Origin of the sequence: Pricia antarctica (assembly GCF_900101815.1) — a bacterium.
Classification (GTDB): Bacteria; Bacteroidota; Bacteroidia; order Flavobacteriales; family Flavobacteriaceae; genus Pricia; species Pricia antarctica.
In genome coordinates this window covers 621,845-642,929 of sequence record NZ_FNAO01000001.1, presented here as the reverse complement: position 1 = coordinate 642,929, position 21,085 = coordinate 621,845, and the positions used below count along the sequence as shown (strand labels likewise).

Genomic DNA, 21,085 nt, shown 5'->3' with positions numbered 1-21,085 from the left:
AGTAGGTTAAGAATTTATCGATATAGGGTAAAGTGTCCGACGAACTCCCGATCATCGTTCTCGCCGTTGAGTTTTATGATGTACCAGTAATCGCCTGTGGGCAGTTCGTTCTGTTGGTAAAAACCGTCCCATCCGCGATCTCCCTGGCCGATACGGTACACTTCCCTACCATAACGATCGAATATGATCGTTAGTATCTGCGGGAAGCCTTCATCGTTTTGTGGTTTCCAATACTGATTCTCCGCATCTCCATTGGGACTGAAGAAGTTCGGAATATCGATATCGATGAACTCTATAAAGATATTGGCAGAAGCTTCACAGCCATTTTCATCTAACACGGTTACCACATAGGTGTCAGTACGGTTTATTATGAACGTATTGTCCGATCCGTTATTTTTATCCCCAAAATAAATGGTATACTCTTCCTTGCCGCCATTTACTGTCGCGGTGAGCTCATTGATGTTACTTTGTTCGACACTGATGGTCAAGGGCTCATAGTCTTCGATTTCAAAGCTATGGGTCACGATACATCCGTTGGCATGGGAGATTGCGATATAATGCGTTCCCGGGGCAATATCCCTAAAAAACGGATTCAATTGCATATCGTTCAGGTCTTCCGAATCAAGGGCATATAACACCTCTTGAGAAATGCTGGCATCATTCAATACAATATTGATATAATTGCTGGGGATGTTATCCTCGCACCCATACACCGGTTCTACGCTGGCGTTCAGGTTTACGCCCGGATCGATGGTTACGGACACAAATTCCTCACAGCCCATGGCGTCCCTCACAAAGACGATATAGCTACCGGATGCTAAATCACTAACGACGGTCCTGCCCTGAACAAAGTTGGTTTCGCTGTTCAAACGGGTACTGTACGGCGAGGTACCTCCGATAATCGATAGTTCTATAGAGCCGTTTTCTTCACCTTCGCAGACTTCCGCCAAGACGGTAGGGGTTACCTCCAGTACGTCAGGCTCAATTATGGTATAATCCAGATATACAAAACAACCGTTACGATCTGTAGCGATAACCCTATAAGCGCCGGCAGCCAAGTCCTCGAACGTGTTTTCGTTTTCGAATTTGTTCAGATTGGGTGAAATGGCATATTGATATGGGCCTACACCCCCAGTGAGTTCAACGGTTATCGTACCATCGCTGGCGCCGTTGCAGGATACATTGGTGAAATCGTCAGGTTTTACAACGGATACGGAATCCGGCTCGGTAATTATTACCTCTTCAGCGGGAGCTGTACAATCCCTGGTAATTGCATTTCCACTGGTCACGTTCACATAATAGCTGCCCATGGCCAATCCACTAAACTCTCCGTCGGCTTGCGGTCCGGCTACCCGGGAAGCAGCGCTTAACGAAGCATTGGTATACAACGAATACTCATAGTTTCCAAGCCCACCTGTTGCGCTTGCGTAAATGATAGCGGTATTGTCACCATTACAGTTGATTACCGCTGCAGATTTATCGACAATCAAGGTCACATTCTCGATGATATCCTCTTCGATGGAATTCGATAGTACTGCGGCACAGCTATTTGCGGCATCCCTGACATAATATTGATAGACTCCGGCGCTCAACATACCGCTTAAGGGTAGGTTTGCGCTGTTGCCGGTCATGGGGTTCCATGTGGCTTTGTCGGTACTGTATTCGTAGATGCCGCTGCCGCCAGTGGCGCTCAGCTCTAATTCGACGCCCGTAGCACAGGTCAATGGGCTTGTTCTGATCAACGCCGCTTCTACTTCCGTGGGATTGACTATCTCTATGATATTGCTTTCATCTGAACAGCTTACATTATCTTTTACAAACACACGATAAAATCCAGCGGATAAGCCTGTAAAACTAGCCGACGGTTGAAATGCGGACTGTTGCGGTGTATTAGTGGGATTATCCCCATAACTCAACAGCTGATATTCATAAACAGGTGCGGTCGGATTGGTTCTAGGTCCAATGCTAGTCGCGATACTTGCCGTATTGCCATCGAAACAGGTCAAGGGAGTCTGAGCTATAGTGGGCACGATATCGTCAGGTCGAATTAATTCGTAAGTATCCGAAAACACACATCCAAAGGCATCCGTGATGGTGACATTGAAATCTCCTGCGGCCAGGCCTTCGAAAATAAAGGCGGATACGTTGGTTTCGTTGTACACTTGGCTTGTATCCGTGTTTTCCAGATGGATAGTATAAGGTCCTTTTCCGCCCGTTGGGTCTATAAAGATTTTACCTTGGTCGTTCGAACAGGTTACATTAGCTTCTTCACGGACGGTCGCGGTTATCGTTGCACTTGGGGCATTGATGGTAAAGTAATTGGAATTATCATCACACCTAGGCGCATTGGTCGCGGTTACGCGCACGTAGTAAACACCGCCGGGAAGACCGGTAACCGGAGGGAGCACGGTAGAGGTATTACCAGTGCCGCTAAAACCGACCACAGCATTATCATCCCTATCATATACTTGATAGCTATAATCCCCTGAATAATCATTTATCTCTAAGCTAAAACTGCCATCATCTATACCGTTGTTCAAACACTCTTCATCAGTAAGTTTGGTAGCGATTGCTTTAATGGTATCGGGGTTATTGATTTTATGAACGGTGTTGATAACACAACCGGTATCCGTATTGGTAATAGAAACACTATAGGTGCCGAACTCTAGACCCGCGAATGTCTCCGGGTTGTTCATAGAGCTAATAGTTTGGGTAGGATATACCGTCGAACCGATACCTGTCAAAGTATATACTAAATTAGGGGTCGCAGTCGCTGGCGTAACGGTAATTCCCACTTCAATTTCAGCATTGTTCAATGGTGAACAAGCTACATTTTGAGTAGTGGTGACGGTTGGAAGGCTGATCTCTACAAAAGGGAGAATCGTAGTGGTGGTAGTTCCCACGCAGCCTTTATCGTCGTAGACGTTTATGGTATAGGCCCCGCCTGCGACATCGGTTTCCGTATAGGATGCGCTGGCTCCGTTCTGAACTGTTGTCGTGGTCGTCGTGTTGATGAACTCATAGCGCACATAACTACCCGAACCGCCGGTGATAGCCGTAGGGTCAACGGCGATGACAGCGTGGTTCGAATTGTTGCCCGCGGCACAGAGAAATTCTGTTACGGTCGCGTTTACGTTCGCAATAGCATCTGGCTGGACGATTTGTTGGCTAATATTGTCCGTACAAGCGTTTATGCCCGTCGCACGGATGGTATAGGTAATGCCCGATGCGGTTCCTTCCAAACCGTTGAATGTCGCTGTTGTGGCAGTCGATGAGGTTGCTGCTATCGGGAAGGCAGTAGAACTGCCGGGCCCGGAGGTAATCTCAAAAGTATAGGGTCCTACCCCATTGTCGGGAACGCTAACGGAGATGGTTCCGTCATCGGCACCATTACAGGTGACGTCCATAAACGTATCTATCGACATAACGGGTTGTACGGCTGTTTCGAGCCTTTGCGAGATGTAAGTCGGACAGGCTTGCGCCGCATCTTGGTCGGTAATCGTAAACACATAATCACCCACTTGATTTAGGCCAGTAAATACGCCAGTTGAATTGAAGGCCGAGGTAAACCCATCAGGATAATTCGCAATATAATCGAAGTTGCCCGAACCACCTGTCTGTGTTATGGTAATCTGCCCTCCCGAATCTGTGGTCGAACAATCTATGGTCTTAACCACAGTTGCCAAAGGCGAGATGGGTTCGAATAAAATTTCTGCCGGCGACGTGGTAAACATACACGTCCACTGATCCGTGATTTGTACTTCATAGATGCCTGCATCCAATCCAGAGAATACTCTCGTGTTTTGTGGCGCGCGTATGGCCATACCATCTTTGATTAATTGATACGTATAATTGCTGCCTTGGCCGCCCAAGACATTATTAACTTCTATTTCGCCCTCAAAATTGGTGCAATTGGCTTGGTTGATCTGTAGGTCTGCGGTTATCGGTGTCGGATCGTCGAGAATTATATTGCTCTGAACTTCTGTCTGACATCCATTTTGGTCAATGACCCAGGCTTGATACGTTCCAGCGGAAAGCGTATCAAATCTAGGATTGGTAACGAATACAGATGCAGAAGCGGGCGCAGTAGTTCCAACATAGTATTCGTAACCGCCCCATCCGCCGAGTACGTCAATGATTTCGATGACACCGTCGTTGCCTATGCAAGTGATAGGGTTGACGTCTCTATCCGCTGTAATCGGGTCGCTTGGCCCGGCTATGGTAAAGAATTCCGACGCCACACATAATGGATTTGAATCTTGGGCAACTTCCACACGGTACTCCCCTGCGCCGATGGCAAACGGCGTAGTCGGGCCGAAAGTGGCCCAAATCCCGTTGGCTCCGACGATGGGCACATCGTCTCCGACAGCGGCAGTTCCCTGCGAATCATAAATCTGCCAAGTAAATCCATTGGAATACGGGTTTACTGGATCATTGATTGTAAAGCTTACCGACCCATCAGTTCCATGACATTCGACATCTACCGTGGTCGTGATAATCTCAAAATTATTCGGATTTTCGAGCTCGAAAGTGGTTTGGACAAAACATCCGGTATCCGTGTTGGTTACGGTAACTTCATAGTTGCCGATACCTAGTGCAGTAAATATATTTGAAGCCTGATTAGGTGCATTATACGCATTATCGGTACCTGCAACCGCATATTCTATATTCGGTGTTCCAGTAACAGGATTCAAGGTAATCCCAATAGAAACTTGGGCATCGTCGCCGGGGTTACAGGTAACATCGCTATCGACGGTAACGGTTGGATCGCTGATTTCTACGAAGGGCAAAATGGTGGCCGTTGTACTGCCTACGCATCCTTTGTTATCATAAACATTTACAATGTAAGTGCCACCATCTGTATCTGTTTCCGTGTAAACGGTATTTGTACCGTTCTGAACGACCACGTCGTCGCCAGTAGCGGCTGTACCTTGGTCGTTGATAAATTCGTAGCGAACAAAAGTATTTGATCCGCCAGCAACTCCTGCAACCGAAATACTTGCATCATTATCGTTATTTCCAGTGGCACACGCAAATTCTACGATTGGATCTAAGGTCACTACAATGGTCGAGGGCTCTGCGATGGTAATCGCGGCGCTATCCGTAGAACAGTTGTTCGTGCCGGCATCGGCGGTTACGGTCACTATATAACCTGCGGCGATAGTAGGCGCCAAGCCCGCAAATGTTGCAGTCGTATTCGTTGAATTTGTCGGGTTGATGCTAGTCGCGGCACCATCTAAAGAGGTGATTTCAAAGGAATATGGGCCTACGCCATTGTCAACTGCGGAAATGGTAATCGTTCCATCCGTATCACCTATACAAGTTATATCCGTTGCTGTTATATTGGCTACTACGGGCTCTATTCTTGCAGGAACGGTTACTACAAACGCCCTGTTACAGCCTGTATTATCGGGAGTATTGGTATCATAAATAGTGATTGTGTAATCACCGGCGGATGGCGCGAAGTAATCAAAGGCGCTTCCGCCAAAAGCGGTGCGCACAACAGCGGGCGCCCCGGCGGTGTTGGTTATGGAATATTCATAACTTCCAGATCCGGTCAAGGCTTCGATACTGATGGTCGCCTCCGGTGAGGCGGTACAATCCAACACCTTGGTAAGTTCCGTTTTGGCTGATAAAACAGGATGCACAACAAACGCAGCTTGTGAATTGGTGCAACCATTGCCGTCTATAATGTATACATCATAAGAGCCTGGGGCAACACTATTAAAGACACCATTATTATCTAAGTATGTGGTAGGTACGGGGTCGCCTGCTGGTACGATGGCATAACGGATATTTCCCGCTGCCGAGGCACCGACCACGGTAAGGGCTATAGGCGCGTTACAGTTGTCTTGTGTAACGGATGTAATAGTCGGATTCGGCGACAAGGTCAAAGCGACCGGGGCCAAAGCGACCGGACAACCATATTGATCGTTTATAGTAACGGTGTAATTGCCAACAGGTGAATTGATCGGAATTTGTACAGGATTACTGTTTAATCCGGTTAAAGCTGTAAATCCAGCCGGTCCGGTTACATCAAAGGTATAAGCGGGGCCGCCGCCACCATTGATTCCGTTTATGGAAATCAATCCGGGCAGGTTACAGGAGATATTCCGGGTCACTACAGGTGTTGCGGTTATTGCATTTAGTTGATCGACTAAGGCATTTTCACTACCACCTGTACAGGTGTCCGTGGTGCCGTCTGACTGAACAACTTGCACATAGTACTCGCCCTCGGCAAGACCTGTCGCCGTGATTGTATTGTTGTAAGGAATATTCACTGCGGAAGCTCCTCCGCCACTAACTTGAATGGGCGTGGCATTTCCTAATTCGAAAACTTCCCATCGAATATGGGTGCTTGAAGCACTAGGATTAAGTGTAAACGTAATTTCCCCGTTTCCTACTCCAGGTGCTGCATTGAAACAGCTGGGCGTAACATCTACCGTTATTTCTATCGGCTCGGCAATCAAGTCATTAACATTGATAAGACTTTGACGTACACATCCTGAATTATCCCTTACGTAGAACACATAGGTTCTTCCAGGGGTCAGACCGGTCCAATTGTAAAGTCCATCACCTGCAGTAACCGTATTTCCGCCTGAATCTATAGTTCCGCCCGGTTGCCATGTCGCTGTTCCAGGGTTAAAATTGGCAGGGTCTTCAGCATAGGAATACTCATAAGGAGCGACCCCAGCGGTACCCTGAACCCTAACTTGTAGGTCGTTACAGTTAACAACAATGGCGCTGATACTAATATCCAAGTTATCCAAAGGATATGGAATAAGATATCGCGGAAAATCTTTTTGACAGACAGTGCCACTTGCCAAAGTGACCCGAATAGAAGGATATACCGACGTACCCGAAAATGTCGGGTTTGACACAGTACCCCGTAGTTCGTTCGAAGCCTGCCAAGTAGTTCCTCCGTCGTTACTGTATTCAACAGTTCCTGTGGGAGCGGTTACTGTTAAAAACTCGAACCCATAATCACTTTCAGTCGTACTAGTACAGGTTGTTGGCAGTAGCGGTGAAATGTTGGCCGTAATTTCGACGGCGTTGTTAATTGTAATTGTAGATGAGGTTACCGTACAGCTATTGACATCTGTAATGGTAATTTCATAATCACCGACACCAATTCCATTGAACGCTAAGGATGTGGTTGAAACGTTAGCATTGGATGTACCGTAATCGATGCCATCTGCCGGGGATAGATCTACAAGATCATAAGTAAAAGGCCCGGTTCCGCCCCCTACGGTAGCATCGATAGCTCCAAGACCGTCGTAACATTCAGGGTCTGTTGGCGTACCGCTTACCGTTAAAGAGGCAACGGGGGTCAAGAGAATATCTTCCTGTACAAATGCACAGGTACCCGAACCATTGTCGTCAAGCACATATACGTCGTAACCTGCGGGATTCGAGGTAGCCGCTGCATTGTCAATGACCAAGCTACTCGTGGTAGTATATAGTCCGGACGGGCTTGTATTTGCCGGAACTATTGCATATACCAAGATGCCGTTTCCACCGGTTGCGTTTACGGTGATCGAGCCATCGTTACAGGCACTGATAGCCAGGACATCTACGGACGTAACCAGTTGTGGAGCAACAGTTGCCGTTTGAGGTGCAGGCAAAGGGGAGGGGCATCCGAAGGAATCCCTTACTTCTATGCCATAGGTTCCGTCCGCCAAGTTTTCGAAGGTGTAGGTAGTTGCGGAAGCCAGGGAAGGTGTTATCCATGGACCTCCATCGATCCTAAATTGATAGCCGCCGTTTCCATCGGTAACGTTGACTACAATGGTTCCATCGTTGGCACCGGAGTAACAGGCAACGGGAGTCACATCAAAGGTTATGGCCTGCGTCGGGTCGACCGTTAGGGCAGTATCGATTTCATCTTCGCAGCCGTTGGTATCCCTGACGCGTACGATATAGTCTCCTGCGGCAAGACCTGAGAAGGCCGTGTTGTTTCCGTTAGTCGCGAAATCGTAGGAAGCTATGGCTGTTCCACCGGTATCTTCCAACTGATATATATAGGTGGGAGTTCCACCTGTTGCGCTAGCGGTTATAGTGGCACCACCGTTGGTACAGGTCAATTGTTCGGTAATACTGGCTGAAGCCGCCATTGCCGCAGGCTCTGTCAATGTTCGGCTTAAGGGTACGGTGCAACCGGGCATACCGGCAATGGCATTATCAACATCGCGTACATCGATGGTATGCGCAGCTGCCGAAAGTCCGGTAAGCTGTTCTGCCGTAGTAAACGGCCCGACAAAAGCAGCACCGTTCAAGCTATATTCGTAACCTCCCGCACCAAAATTATCGGCATCGATGGTAATCGTACCGGAGGCGTCCCCGTTACAATCCAGGTTCTCAGAGGCTGTAATTGAGGCCTCGAATGCATTTCCATCAGCTACGATTGCGTTAATGTCCGTAGTACACGCTCTTCCATAGTTGACGGTAACAGTATGGATCCCTAAGGTGACGTTGTTGAAGATATTGGCACCGGCACCAGAAACACCGGCCGTACCATCTAAGCTATAGGTAAAGGAGGCATCGAAAGGTGTTATGGTGATATTTCCACTGCCATCGCAATTGTAACTCACTGCACGGGTCAATGTAGGTTCGGTCGGTAAGGGGTCGATAACGATATTGGGCAGATTCATGCCACAATTGGTCGCATTGGCATCGCGAACGCGGACGCTGTACGTACCATCGGTCAAGTTGGCAAAAGTATGGCCGACTGTGGTAGATGCCGTCCATGTACTGCCGTTGATGCTATACTGATAATCGCCGGAACCGCCCGATGTCGAGGTAACGCTTCCTACTGTAATTTCCCCGTCGACAAGACAGGTGTAATTTTGCGTTAGAACGGCCTCGGCCACCAATTGTGCGGGCTCCGTAACTATGGCATCCTCAGGCACGGATTCGCACAGATTTGCATCGCGCACACGGATAGGATAGGTGCCTGCCGCTAAATTCTGGAAGCTATTTCCGGATACATAGGTAGCGCCGTTGTCGATACTATACATAAACGGGCCGTTTCCGCCGGAATTGACCGCAATGGAAATCGCCCCGTTCGAAGCGCCGAAGCAAGTTACTGCGGTCGGAGTTGCGGTGATGTCAATAGGCGCATCTTTTGCTACCGTAATTGTATGCATCGCCGAACAATAACCGGGGTTGCCGTTATTATCTCGCACATACACATCATAATCTCCTGCTGCCGATACGGTAAACGGGTTAGCGGTGCTGAAATCGCTATCGGCGACAGTATTCCCGTTAGGGATTACCGCATAAGCATAGTTCGTATCGCCACCGGCAGTGGAAATCGAAATATCGGTATCCGTGGCACAAGCAGTTATATTCGGTGCGGAAGCCGATACCGTTAATTGGGGATCGATGCTCACCGATGTTGGCGCCGGAAGGGGGTTTGGACATCCCAATGCGTCCTTGACCTCGATATCATAGTTTCCGTTGGCCAGATTGTTAAAGGTGTGCGTTGTGGCGTTGGCAGGCGAAGGGGTGATCCATGGTCCACCATTGATCCTGAACAGATACCAGCCATTTCCGTCGGTAACATTGACTTGTATGCTTGCGGAATTGCCCCCCGTATAACAAGAGGTCGGATCTACGTCAAAGACGACCGGAGCCGTATCGTTGACCGTTACGGCCGCGGCATTCTCACACGTATTGTTGTCCCGTACCCGAACGAAGTAGTCGCCGGGAGCTAATCCTGCAAAGACAGTATTATTACCATTGGTGGCGAAATCAAAGCTTCCGATCGGAGTGCCAACGGTATCTTCCAACTGATATTGATAGGTTGGCGTTCCGCCGCTCACGCTGGCGGTAATCGTCGCGCCTCCATTGGCACAGGTATAGGGTGTGGTAACGCTTCCCCCTGCTATAAGAGCATTGGGCTGTGTAATTGTCTGTTCCACAAAAGTGGTACAGGTAGTTTCGTTAGCCTTTCGGATGTCGATGCGTTGCGTTCCGGCTCCTAAAGGGGCAGTTGTAGTTACGGGAGAGCTGATCGAGTTGATCCAAGTCGTGCCTCCGTCCAAGGAATAATCGAAACCGCTCGTGGCCTCAAAATTTTCGACCTCGAAGGTGATAGAGGCATCGTTTAAGCCGTTACAGCTAACACTCGAAGAAGCTGTGATATTGGCTGTAAAGACCTTTGCGGCTTCAACGGTTACAGGGGTTTCTACCGATAGTTCGCAGACCTCGGGCGTTTGGTAAACGGTAATATCGTCGATAGCTACGTCATTACCGCTAACTTCACTTTCGTTAGTAACAATTACAAGATTTAAGCTCGAATTCGCACCGGGATTTAGGGATAGCACATATTCGTTCCAATTAACATTTTCAGGAACGGCACCCGTGTTTGATGAGGTAACTAACGCATTTGTAGTAGGATGTCGTAACTCGATAGTCAAATCTGGTGCTACTCGGTTTCCTGAACGGATTAAATTGGTCAACCATAGCGAGACACTAATCGGTTGATTATGAATAATATCGTTGATAGGCTTTTGATAGATGACCTGCCCAGGGGTTGGTGCACCTATGTTAATTACGAGATAGCGCCCTTGGGTCAATCTATCACCCGACGTATGGTCTTCAGGGTTCCACCACGCACCAAAAGGTCTTTCAATGTTACTGGTTACGGCATATTCGTAGTCATTGATAAAAGCTCCGTTGTCTATTGGGGCACCACTTGGGGTTACATTATCCTGTTGGTTCTCATAAAAATAGCCAGAAGTATTCGGATTCGGGATAGTAGTACCATACCCAAAATCTTCTTGTAGCAACAAACTGGGTGTCGGGGGCGTCTGTGAGCTATAGTTGGTACTTACGATATACGTTCCTGGAGGGACGTTCGGAAAAACATTGCTTGTGGGATCGGGTGAATTTAAAACGCCATCCAAGTAATACGTATAATTATAGGTCGCTATGTCCGGAGTTGCCGTAACAACGGCCCTACCGTTGCAAAGATAACTTACTTCGGGCGTAAGGGTAACGGTCGGTTCGTCAGGAACATCTTCAACGGTAACAGCCATCGGGAATTCACAGGAACCGTCACTTACGATTACCGTATAATCCCCAGGAGGGAGCACGGCAATCGTAGATGCTCCGTAAGTTGCCCCACCGTCAAAACTGTATTGGTAAGAACCGTTGCCGCCAACCACGTTGGTGACCCGTACTTCGGCACCCATTGGGTCACAGGTAGCATCACGCGACACCCCGGCGGATGCACTCATAGGGAAAGGCTCTATCAGGTTATAGGTCTGTGATACATCACAACCGGAAGCATCCGTAACCCTAATAGCGTAAGTGTCGGCTCTTAAATTGACAAAATTTGGCGTAGTTTGATAGGTTGCCCCATTGTCGATACTGTATTCATAAGGAGCAACACCACCAGATACATTAATCGTTAACGCCCCGTCATTATCTCCGCTACATGACGGTTGGGTTTCGGTAATGGTATCAATGATCGTAGGACCGTTGTCATTTATAGTGACCGGATTCGAAAACGCAAAACAGTTGTTGGCATCGATGATGACAAATTCATAGGTGCCGTCCTCCCCAGAGATATATTCATCGTCGCCATCACCATTGTCATCGCGCCATCCGAAGTTGAATGTCGAACTTACTTGATAAGCATCGGCCGGTATGGAGGGAATATTCGGATAAAGATCTGTTCCATCCATGCTCCAAATAGCATATAGAAAATCTGGGTTTCCTTGTCCACCGGTTCGAGTCAATTCGATGGTGCCGGCGGAACAAGCAATATTTGCCATTGTGACCCCGGATAATGTGGGATTAGGAATACGGTCGACCGTAATATTCTGCGAATCCGTACAACCATCGGCGGTGCTGGTCTCAATAGTGTAGTTGCCGGGATTTACCGTAAATGTATAGGTATTGTTCGGTTGTGCCGTTTCATCATCGATCAAAGTCCCGTCCGAACGTAACAGCCGATAGGTATAGTCGGCCCTAACGTTCAGCACATCGATTTTAATGCTACCTTGAGCATTACAGTTTGCTGGCGTGGTGGTAATGTCGACTTGAAAATCGCGATCGCGTACACCAATGGGCTCTGTACTGAAAATACAGGCGCCGGGAATCTGGGCTCCTGCATCATCTAATTGAACAACTTCCACCCGATACGATCCATTTTCGCCTGTACCGAAATCAAATGAAGGACCATGTCCTGCGCTAAAAGGAACTAAAATAGTGTTATTGGCATGGTCTACGAGTTGATACCCGTAATTGCTGCCTAAATTGGTAATTTGAATGCGGCCGTCGCGGTCACAGATAATATCCCTATTGTTGTATAGAATGTCTAGACTATTCTGGAAAACATCGAAATAGAACCGACTAAAACATCCGCCGGTATAGTTAATTACCAATCGGTATTTTCCGGCGGTATCGGCCGTATAATTGTTTCCGGTATCTACTTGATTCCAACCACAACTCAGGTTTTTATTGGCACAATCATTGGCTGAGGCGGTACAACCATTTACGCCAATAGAGCTTTCATCAAGCCGTTCCCAAACCAAACTTTGTGCATCGGTAATGTTGACTTGCATAAGTTGGGAATCATTGGTGCCGCAGAGGAATATTTTTGGCATCAGGTCGCCATCGACACTACAGGTTACGATTTCGCCTTGAATATCATTGGTCGAATCGGTATCGCCGTTTAATTTGTTGAAATAGTCGATAATCGGGTTGGTCTGGGTGTTGCCGAAACGTTCTACGATAATAATTTCCTTAAAACCTTTGCAGGGGTCTGGAATTATTTTATCGACAATATAGGTGCCGATATCATCGACCAATAGCGTGCTTGGGTCATTGTCAGGGTCGCCATCGTTCATTATCGTATCCGAACCATCTATTTGGCCGTTGTTGTTATCGTCCCTGACCCAAACGTAGGAGTCAAAGTCCTCACCCGCGAACAGAATGGTATTGGCACCGCATAGTTCAACGGTTCTTGTAAAAGTACAGTCCGAAAGGTCATCCAGCAAAAAGTTGGTGGCACCAGGCGTTACAAAGCCGCAGTTATCAAAATCCGACACACTGGGATCGTCGGTAATAGTGGCACTATTGATTTCGCCCCTATAGGTCGAATAGGCCAGATTCTGGATTTGGTCAGAACAGGCATCGACAAAATCGAAACAGTTCGAGGCGACCTTCACCCGAAGTCGAATGGTATAAGCCGGATCGCCGATCTCCACTCGATTGTCTGGCACAGTAAAGTCTATCTCATTGGTAGAGACATCGTAACTGGCGGTTACCCCCGGGGCCCCGGAGACATCGAAGCTGACAAAGGTGGTGTTCGTCGGCAATACGTCCCGAATGCTGTAGTTCTCCGCATCGTCGTTGCCGAGGTTTCGGAACGAGAGCACATAATCAAGGGTTTGTCCGAGATTGACACCCCCATCGGTGATGTCGTTTCCGGCTATATCCTCCACCCTTTTTTCGAGAATAATGTTGGGCTCGATAATCTCTACGGCAAATGTCGTTAAAAACGCACCATAACCGTCGCCATTTGAAGTAAAGCGGATTGTTGCCCCACTTTCCCCGTTAGGCAAAACGGAGTTGCTCGGATTATTAAGGTTGAACAAGTCTAGGTCCGTACCTAGTGTATTAGTTCCATAAGGGGTTCTTGTGGGAACTTGATTACCATTTGTAGTAATCGTGGAATTAAAAAAGTTGTCTCCGGGGTTCGGGCCATTTGATAACTGTGTAAACCCACCACTGGCGGAGTTCGCCTTGATTCTAAATCGGTCGTTTTTAATGCCACGGTCACCCTCTAATGCTCCTACACCGATTCTTGCGCGTACCGGAAATGGAGTCGGAAGGGTTCTAAAGCCGTTGACGGCAACATCTACGTTTCCAACGGCGCCGGACATCCCCGCATATCCATCAAAAGTCGAGATAAACTTACCCGATTCGTTAGGGTTCTCGTAAATAATGACCATTACCCAACCCGCCGAACTCGATCCGTTTCTTTTCCCTTTTGTCGCACGAACGTTGGCGACGGTATATTCGCCGTTCGGGTTGGTATTGCCGCGAACCAAATCGGTTACGTTCTTATAGCATATATAGGGCGAGTCTTTAAATGAATTATTGATGTTGGAATAGTTGTAACCATCATAGATAATGTCGTCTTCCTGACCCGCAGGGTCTGCCGTCGTGTCGGCGGTCAAATCTACATAAGAACCTCCTGGCACCTGAAATTTGATGTTGAACCAGTCCTCTATTCTGGGCGTACCGCTAAACGACGCACCACCATTCGTACTTCGCTCATTGGGGTAAGTGGCGGCCCAGTATAGCCCGGCATAGCGCACCTGCGAACAGGCGGGGTCTGCTATGTTCAGTTCGGCACTACTGGAGCTAAAGGTTGAAGGATCTCCATCGATGTCGATATACTCCATCCACAGCGAATTGTTATTGTTGTTGCCGTTGTAAGGGGTGTTGGCCTGCCCCGGATCGGATTGTGTGGCCCGGTTGAGAATATTGTTCCCCACAAAAATGATATCCCCCCGTATTTCGATATTACCGCCATCTAATCGTGGCGCAAAAGGGGCGACCTCTTGCGCATAGGAAGCGTAAAGGCTACCGATGAAAAGGGCAAAAAATAAAAGGCATTGTTTTTTGGTCGGTCTAGTCAGGCTCATTTTAGGTCACTAGGTTTGGTCTAACTCGCATTATCCACATTTTGTCGGTATACGAGTCGTTTAGGTTGGTGTAGTATGCTAGTAGGGCACTGTTCCAAGAGGCGTGTTTTTTCAGGTATACGTACCTCCAGTTGTTTTCGGGGTTGATAAAGTATCCGGCACTAAGCCCGTGGGAGTTCAATAGTTTGACGAAACGATTGGCGTTTTTCGGGTTGGCGAACACATTGGCAATAATGTAATACCCCGAACCGATGCCTTCGATTTGGTAGGTCTTTGCGGAAAGTTCCTTGTTGGCGACCTGATCTTTTACGATCACGTTTTGCTGTAGGACATCGGTACCGTATTTTGCGGATTTCTCCTTGAGCTTATCCACATTACTGGCGTAAGCCTCGTTAGAATAGCGATTGTCGACGTTCATAACCCAAAGTTCACCGGTATATTTGCCGTTCATGCCTGATTTATGGGCATCTAGGGCTTCTTGCCAAGTATCGAAGCGTTTTAGGTACACGTATTTAAGTCCGTTTTCGGGGTTGTCAACATAATCGGGAGTAAAGCCTTGGTTGTTCATATCGTTGATGAACTTTTCCATGTATTTGCCGCCTTTGTAGACGTTCGCTATAACATAGTAGCCATCTTGCACACCGTCAAGACTTCTAAATTTTCTTTGTTTAACGTTGCTGTGCTTGGCGGTTTCGGTAAACTCATCCGCTTCCACAGGGTTACGGGTCTTGTCTTGAACAACGGTAGGCCGTGTTCGATTATCTGAATTTTGGGCTACTGCATCTTTACTACCCGTGTTTAAATCACGGGGGCTCGGCTTAGTAGAAGAGACCGTACCAGGCATTATATTTCCGTCGTTACCTGAATTGCTTACAGTAATTGATGGTGTTTCTGCATTTCCCAAGAAAAGTTTTTTTGCTTGTTTTTCTAGGTCCGGCCGTTTACCGTTGGTCTCGTTGCGCACCATGCTCATAACTCTATTAAAGCGGTTTTCCAAGTCTTGCTGGCGACCGTTTTCTAAAGAATCCTGGCGGAACATCAGTTCTTGGATGATGGCATCGTTCTCTGCAAGTTTCCTTTTTAGTTCGGCAATTTCCTCATTAGCGGCAAAATCGTTTTTCTTGGCACCTTCATCATTTTCTACAAGCGTATCCTCATAATCATCTTCCAACATCACCCGGTCTTCGGTAAGGTTCGGAGTAAAGGAGTAAGCAAACGATATTTCATGGGTAATCCCCAGGTTGTTGAAATCGGTAGAAAAATCCTTTTCCATGGTATATCCGAGGGAAAGCCTTCTGTTGATGTTGAATCCTGCCCCTGCGGATGCCCCGTAAAAACTATCATAACCGCCCTGCAACCAGCCCAGTTTGGGTAAATCGAGTATGATTCCGCCGCCATAAGAAAGGTCTTGAGGCGCTTCATCGGTTGAAACGCTTCGGTTCTGGCCATTCATACGTACCCGCGCTATAGGCATTAGGCGGCTACCTTCCATAATGCCGTCCCCATTTTGAAAGGGATACGTATACTGTAGATGGGTTGAATAGGTCTTGTCGCCAAATGCGGTCAAAGACTTACTGGTCTTTAAGTTGTAATCGAACAGGTTTTCGGCAAATACGCCGAAATCGAACTGTCCGAACGAAATGTTGAAGCCAGGCTGAAAGGATAGGACGTTACTGTCTTCAGTACCGTTCAAGCGAAAGTCATTGGAATCGATAACATCTACACTGTTCCGATCTAATCCGGTACTGTAATACGCTAAGTTCCCCCCAAAGGTAAAATTGCTCTTGTCGCTTAATTTGATTCCATAGGCATAATTGGCCAGAACCCCAATGTTGGAAATCGGGCCTAGTTTCTGGGTATAGGCACTTAGACCTAATCCGCTTCTATCCCCTACTCTACCGCTATAGCTTAAGAAATAGGTCTGGTCGTTATCCTGAAATTGTACCGATTGGTTTCTGTGTAATAGATTGACATACGACTTATCTTCCTGGACAGTAGAAAAAGTCGGGTTGATCAAAAACCTGTTGAATTTCAGCAGGTTTTGTGAGGCGGGACTGTACAGTAAAATAGGGTCGTCTTCCTGCGCCTGAACATTCGTAAGGGCTAAGGCAGCGAAAAGTGCCAATGCTATGTGCTTTACAAATTTCATGGTCGGTTATCTGATAACGGTTATGGTACCTTGTTTCAAGGTCGTGGTGGCATTCTTGATCACATAATAGAAAACCATGTTTTGTTTGGAGAAAGACGTTGAAGACTCGGGCCAGTTGTTCTGATAGTTGGCAGTGTTCAATACCTCGGCACCCTTGGCATTGTAAATGATGATTCGGACATCGGATTTACCGGAATAGGAATTCGGAACAACCCACTGATCGTTCGATCCGTCACCGTTAGGCGTAATTACGTTCGGGATGTTGAACTGGTCGAGATACGTGACCTTGATTGGTTTGCTGACCTCACAGTTGTCGAGATTGGCGATCAACAGATAGCTTCCTTCCTCGGTAAATGTGACGGACGCACCGGTAGCGATTTCCGCATTGCCGGCATCGAACCATCGGTAGGCGGATCCGCCGCTGGCAGTAATCGTCTTTGAACTTCCTTCCGGAAAGACGACATCGCCTTCGATATTCAGGGTAATCAGGTCTGGGTCTAACGGAGTGATGGTGATTTCATTGGAAGTCAACGGGCAAATCCCCTTCTGAATCACCAAGCGATAGGTGCCCGGTTTTGTTACCGTTAAAGCACTGTCCGTAGAATTGACGGAAACCCCATCCCTTTCCCAGGTGTAGGTTTCTCCTGCCAAATCGGTATCCGTATTTAAGGTAATGGTATCCGAAGCATTACAATATACAGTACTTGTGCTTGTAATCGTAGTTGACTTACTGCTACCAAGTTGCACGGGAAGTGCGTTCGAGGTAGCGTTAAAGCTTCCTGAAACGCCTTTTATCGTATAGTTTCCGTTTTCGTTGTTCGAGGTCAGACTGATACTTTGTGCGTTTTCTCCGGATAAATCGGTGCCATCCTTTTTCCATTGATAGGTAAAGTTGGTGGCCACATCGGCGGTTACATCAATTTCACTGCTGTCGGATAGTTCCGCATAAATTTTATCCACTTCCAGCACTATACTAGAACTTTTGCAGGATTCGTAAGCGGTCGCATAATCGATTTCAAATCGGAAAGCACTTGGACTTACCACCTCTGTGGTTTCCGAAGTTATGGTTGAACTACAGGAACCGCTTGAGGTAACTTTGGCATAATAGGTGCCCGCTTGGGAAACCGTTAGCGAGTTGCTGTTGGAAGAAGGGATGGCCGTACTATTTCTATACCATTGATACGTCGGTGAATTGGCGTCTGTTGTAATAGATAAAGTCTCGCTGTCAGACGGGAGAACCACTAGGTTAGCCGAATTGTTTCTTGTTACGTTGAATACGCCCGCATTGGTTATGGTAACCGCAGGCGTACGTTCGGTACAAATTCCCGTACCTGAGATTTCGATTTGATAGTCCCCATCGAAATTCATGTTTGCTCCGTTAACCGTATATGTAGTAGCAACAGCTCCTGGTATGGCCGTATCGTTCTTATACCATTGATAGGACCAAGCAGAATCGGTCGTGTCGATACTAAGGCTTTCCGATTCGCCAGAACACAGTCCTGTTTTTGAAGGGGCGCTGATAGCGATGCCCTGTCCGGATGCGTTTAGGGTAACCTGGGTCGCATTGGAGTCGGTGGTTCCGCTACCGGAACATTGGCCATAATTAATGCGTACCGTATAATATCCATCTTGGGTCGCCTCAATAAAATGGGTTTTGGTGGGAAGTAATGAACCGCTACGGTACCATTCATATTGATAGGTTTCCGGAGAAGGTAGGTTGTGTACTTCCAAACGCACGCTGTTGGTACTACTGCAAACATCCCCGATGACACCATTACCGTCTTTACTAATGGCAAGGGCAGAGGTGAAATCCATATAATAGAAGCTATAGGACGCGGAGGTGGGTTGTCCAATAGACGCAGGGCTAGTACTTCTTACGCGAAGTTCATAGGCCGCACCCCTTGTATTTGTGGGTATGGCAAATTCGAATCCCCTAGTCTTTACGGTAGTGTTGTCCGATTCCCGGGCCAATTCAACGGGGTTGCTAAAACTTCCGGAAGCATCCGAGAGTTCCAATATCCATTCGTTGTCGCTGTTGGGGGTGCCAGCATAGACGACGTTGGCGAAATATTGATTAAAATTTCCATTGGCACCGGCACAAACCTTATCCCAAGCGTTTTTACACGGCGGTTCTGAACATAAGTTGTTATTATCGGCGGGTTTAGGGGCTAGAATCGTCAAACTTTGCGCGGAAACCTGGGCGGCTGCGAGCAGCAAAAAGGCCATGAAAAATTGAGGTACGGAACTAAGTAGTTTTGTTTTCATAAGTAGGCGTAGTTTTTGGGTTACTACTGTTTTTTTTGGATTTGGGATCCAGAGATATTGCAATACATCAACAAATATGGGCTATATAGTACGCGTGGAAAATTTAATGTTGTGGCATGGGATAAAACTGTTGTGAAACGGGATTATTTGTATGAATGGGATAGGGAAAGAGGGGAGATTATCCCATTTTATGTACCTTTGGAGCTTTAAAAAACTAGGTTATGAGTGAAACGGGCGAATCATTGAATTTTATCGAACATATCGTTGAAGAAGACCTAGAAAACGGGTATTCCGTTAGCGATCTGCGTTTTCGTTTTCCGCCCGAGCCCAATGGTTATCTACACATTGGCCACGCCAGTTCGATTTGTCTCAATTTCGGATTGGGTTTGCGATATAATGCGCCGGTCAACCTCCGATTTGACGATACCAATCCCATAAAAGAAGAGCAAGCCTATGTAGACGCTATAAAAAGGGATGTTGAATGGCTCGGATATACTTGGGATACCGAACGGTATGCCTCGGATAACTTCCAACAGCTCTATGAGTGGGCGATTAAGTTGGTAAAAGAGGGAAAAGCGTATGTGGATAGTCAATCTTCCGAAGAGATGGCGGCTCAAAAGGGCACTCCTTATGAGCCGGGAAGTAATAGTCCGCATAGAAACCGTTCCGTTGAAAAAAATCTCGAATTGTTCGAGGGAATGAAAGATGGAAAATTTGAGGAAGGTGCCCATGTGCTACGAGCTAAAATCGACATGGCCTCACAGAATATGTTGATGCGGGACCCGATAATGTACCGAGTGTTACATAAGCCCCATCACCGCACTAATACCGATTGGTGTATTTATCCCATGTACGACTGGACACATGGGGAGAGCGATTACATCGAGCAAATCTCCCACTCCCTTTGTACTTTAGAGTTTGCGATGCACAGGGAGCTTTATGATTGGTTTTTAGACCAAGTGGTAGATTCTGAAAAAATACGTCCCAAACAACGTGAATTCGCCCGAAGAAACCTGAGCCATACCGTGGTCAGCAAACGCAAATTATTACAGTTGGTCGAACAAAAAGTGGTATACGGATGGGACGATCCGAGAATGCCCACGATATCCGGATTACGGCGTAGGGGCTATACCCCGGAAGCCATCCGTAATTTTGCGGATACAATCGGAATCGCCAAACGAGAAAACCTTATCGATGTATCCCTTTTGGAATTTCACGCCCGGGAACATTTGAACAAAATAGCCCCTAGGGTTATGGCGGTTCTTGATCCTGTCAAAGTTGTGATTACCAATTATCCGGAGGGAGAAGAAGAATGGCTGGAAACCGAGAACAATCCCGAGGATGAATCAGCGGGCACACGGCAAATTCCTTTTTCCAAAGAAATCTATATCGAAAGAGCTGATTTTAAGGAGGAGGCCAACCGCAAATTTTTCCGCCTTAAGCTAGGTGGCGAAGTCCGTTTGAAATCCGCTTACATCATTAAGGCTGAGAGCTGCTCTAAGGATAGCGAGGGCAATATTGTTGAAATACAGTGTTCTTATGATCCCAAAAGCAAAAGCGGCAGCGGCACCGAAGAAAGCATGCGAAAGGTAAAGGGGACCCTGCACTGGGTTTCCGTGAAGCACGCGATAGAAGCGGAGGTAAGATTATATGACCGGTTATTTTCGGATGAAAGTCCGGATACTCATAAAGATAAAGATTATATGGATTTCATCAATCCGGATGCGTTGGAGGTCATTACCGCGTATTTGGAGCCTAGTCTTAGAAAAACGAAAATTGGCGATCGCGTCCAGTTTCAGCGACTGGGTTATTTTTGTGTCGATCCCGATTCTTCCCAAGAAAAATTGGTGTTCAATCGTACGGTGGGCTTACGGGATACTTGGGCAAAGATTCAGGACAAATAAATAGTAGATATCGAAAAATATAATCCGATAGATTTTAGCTATGCCAAAGTGTTCGATTTAAGAGGATTTGCCGTGGTATCGCAAAACTCATAGTGTGCACC

The 21,085-nt window shown here is 47.2% G+C and carries 4 protein-coding genes; 1 reads left to right on the top strand and 3 read right to left on the bottom strand.

Going from position 1 to position 21,085, the window contains the following annotated elements; translation table 11 throughout:
- Positions 1-14: 14 nt before the first annotated feature.
- The 3 genes from BLT07_RS02625 to BLT07_RS02615 are packed head-to-tail and all read right to left on the bottom strand — an operon-like array spanning position 15 to position 19,080.
- Positions 15-14,666: a T9SS type B sorting domain-containing protein gene (locus tag BLT07_RS02625; RefSeq protein WP_091865397.1), complete on the bottom strand. Its 14,652-nt coding sequence runs from the start codon at positions 14,664-14,666 to the stop codon at positions 15-17.
- A 1-nt stretch (position 14,667) separates the two neighbouring features.
- Complete coding sequence (locus tag BLT07_RS02620; RefSeq protein ID WP_091865395.1) at positions 14,668-16,815, bottom strand: PorP/SprF family type IX secretion system membrane protein; 2,148 nt, start codon at positions 16,813-16,815, stop codon at positions 14,668-14,670.
- Positions 16,816-16,821: 6 nt separating this feature from the next.
- Positions 16,822-19,080, bottom strand: coding sequence for a T9SS type B sorting domain-containing protein (locus BLT07_RS02615; protein WP_091865393.1), 2,259 nt, complete (start codon positions 19,078-19,080; stop codon positions 16,822-16,824).
- Positions 19,081-19,301: 221 nt separating this feature from the next.
- Between BLT07_RS02615 and BLT07_RS02610 the strand changes: the two genes are divergently transcribed.
- A complete protein-coding gene (locus BLT07_RS02610; protein WP_091865392.1) occupies positions 19,302-20,984 on the top strand; it encodes a glutamine--tRNA ligase/YqeY domain fusion protein in 1,683 nt (560 codons plus the stop codon).
- Positions 20,985-21,085: the final 101 nt, after the last annotated feature.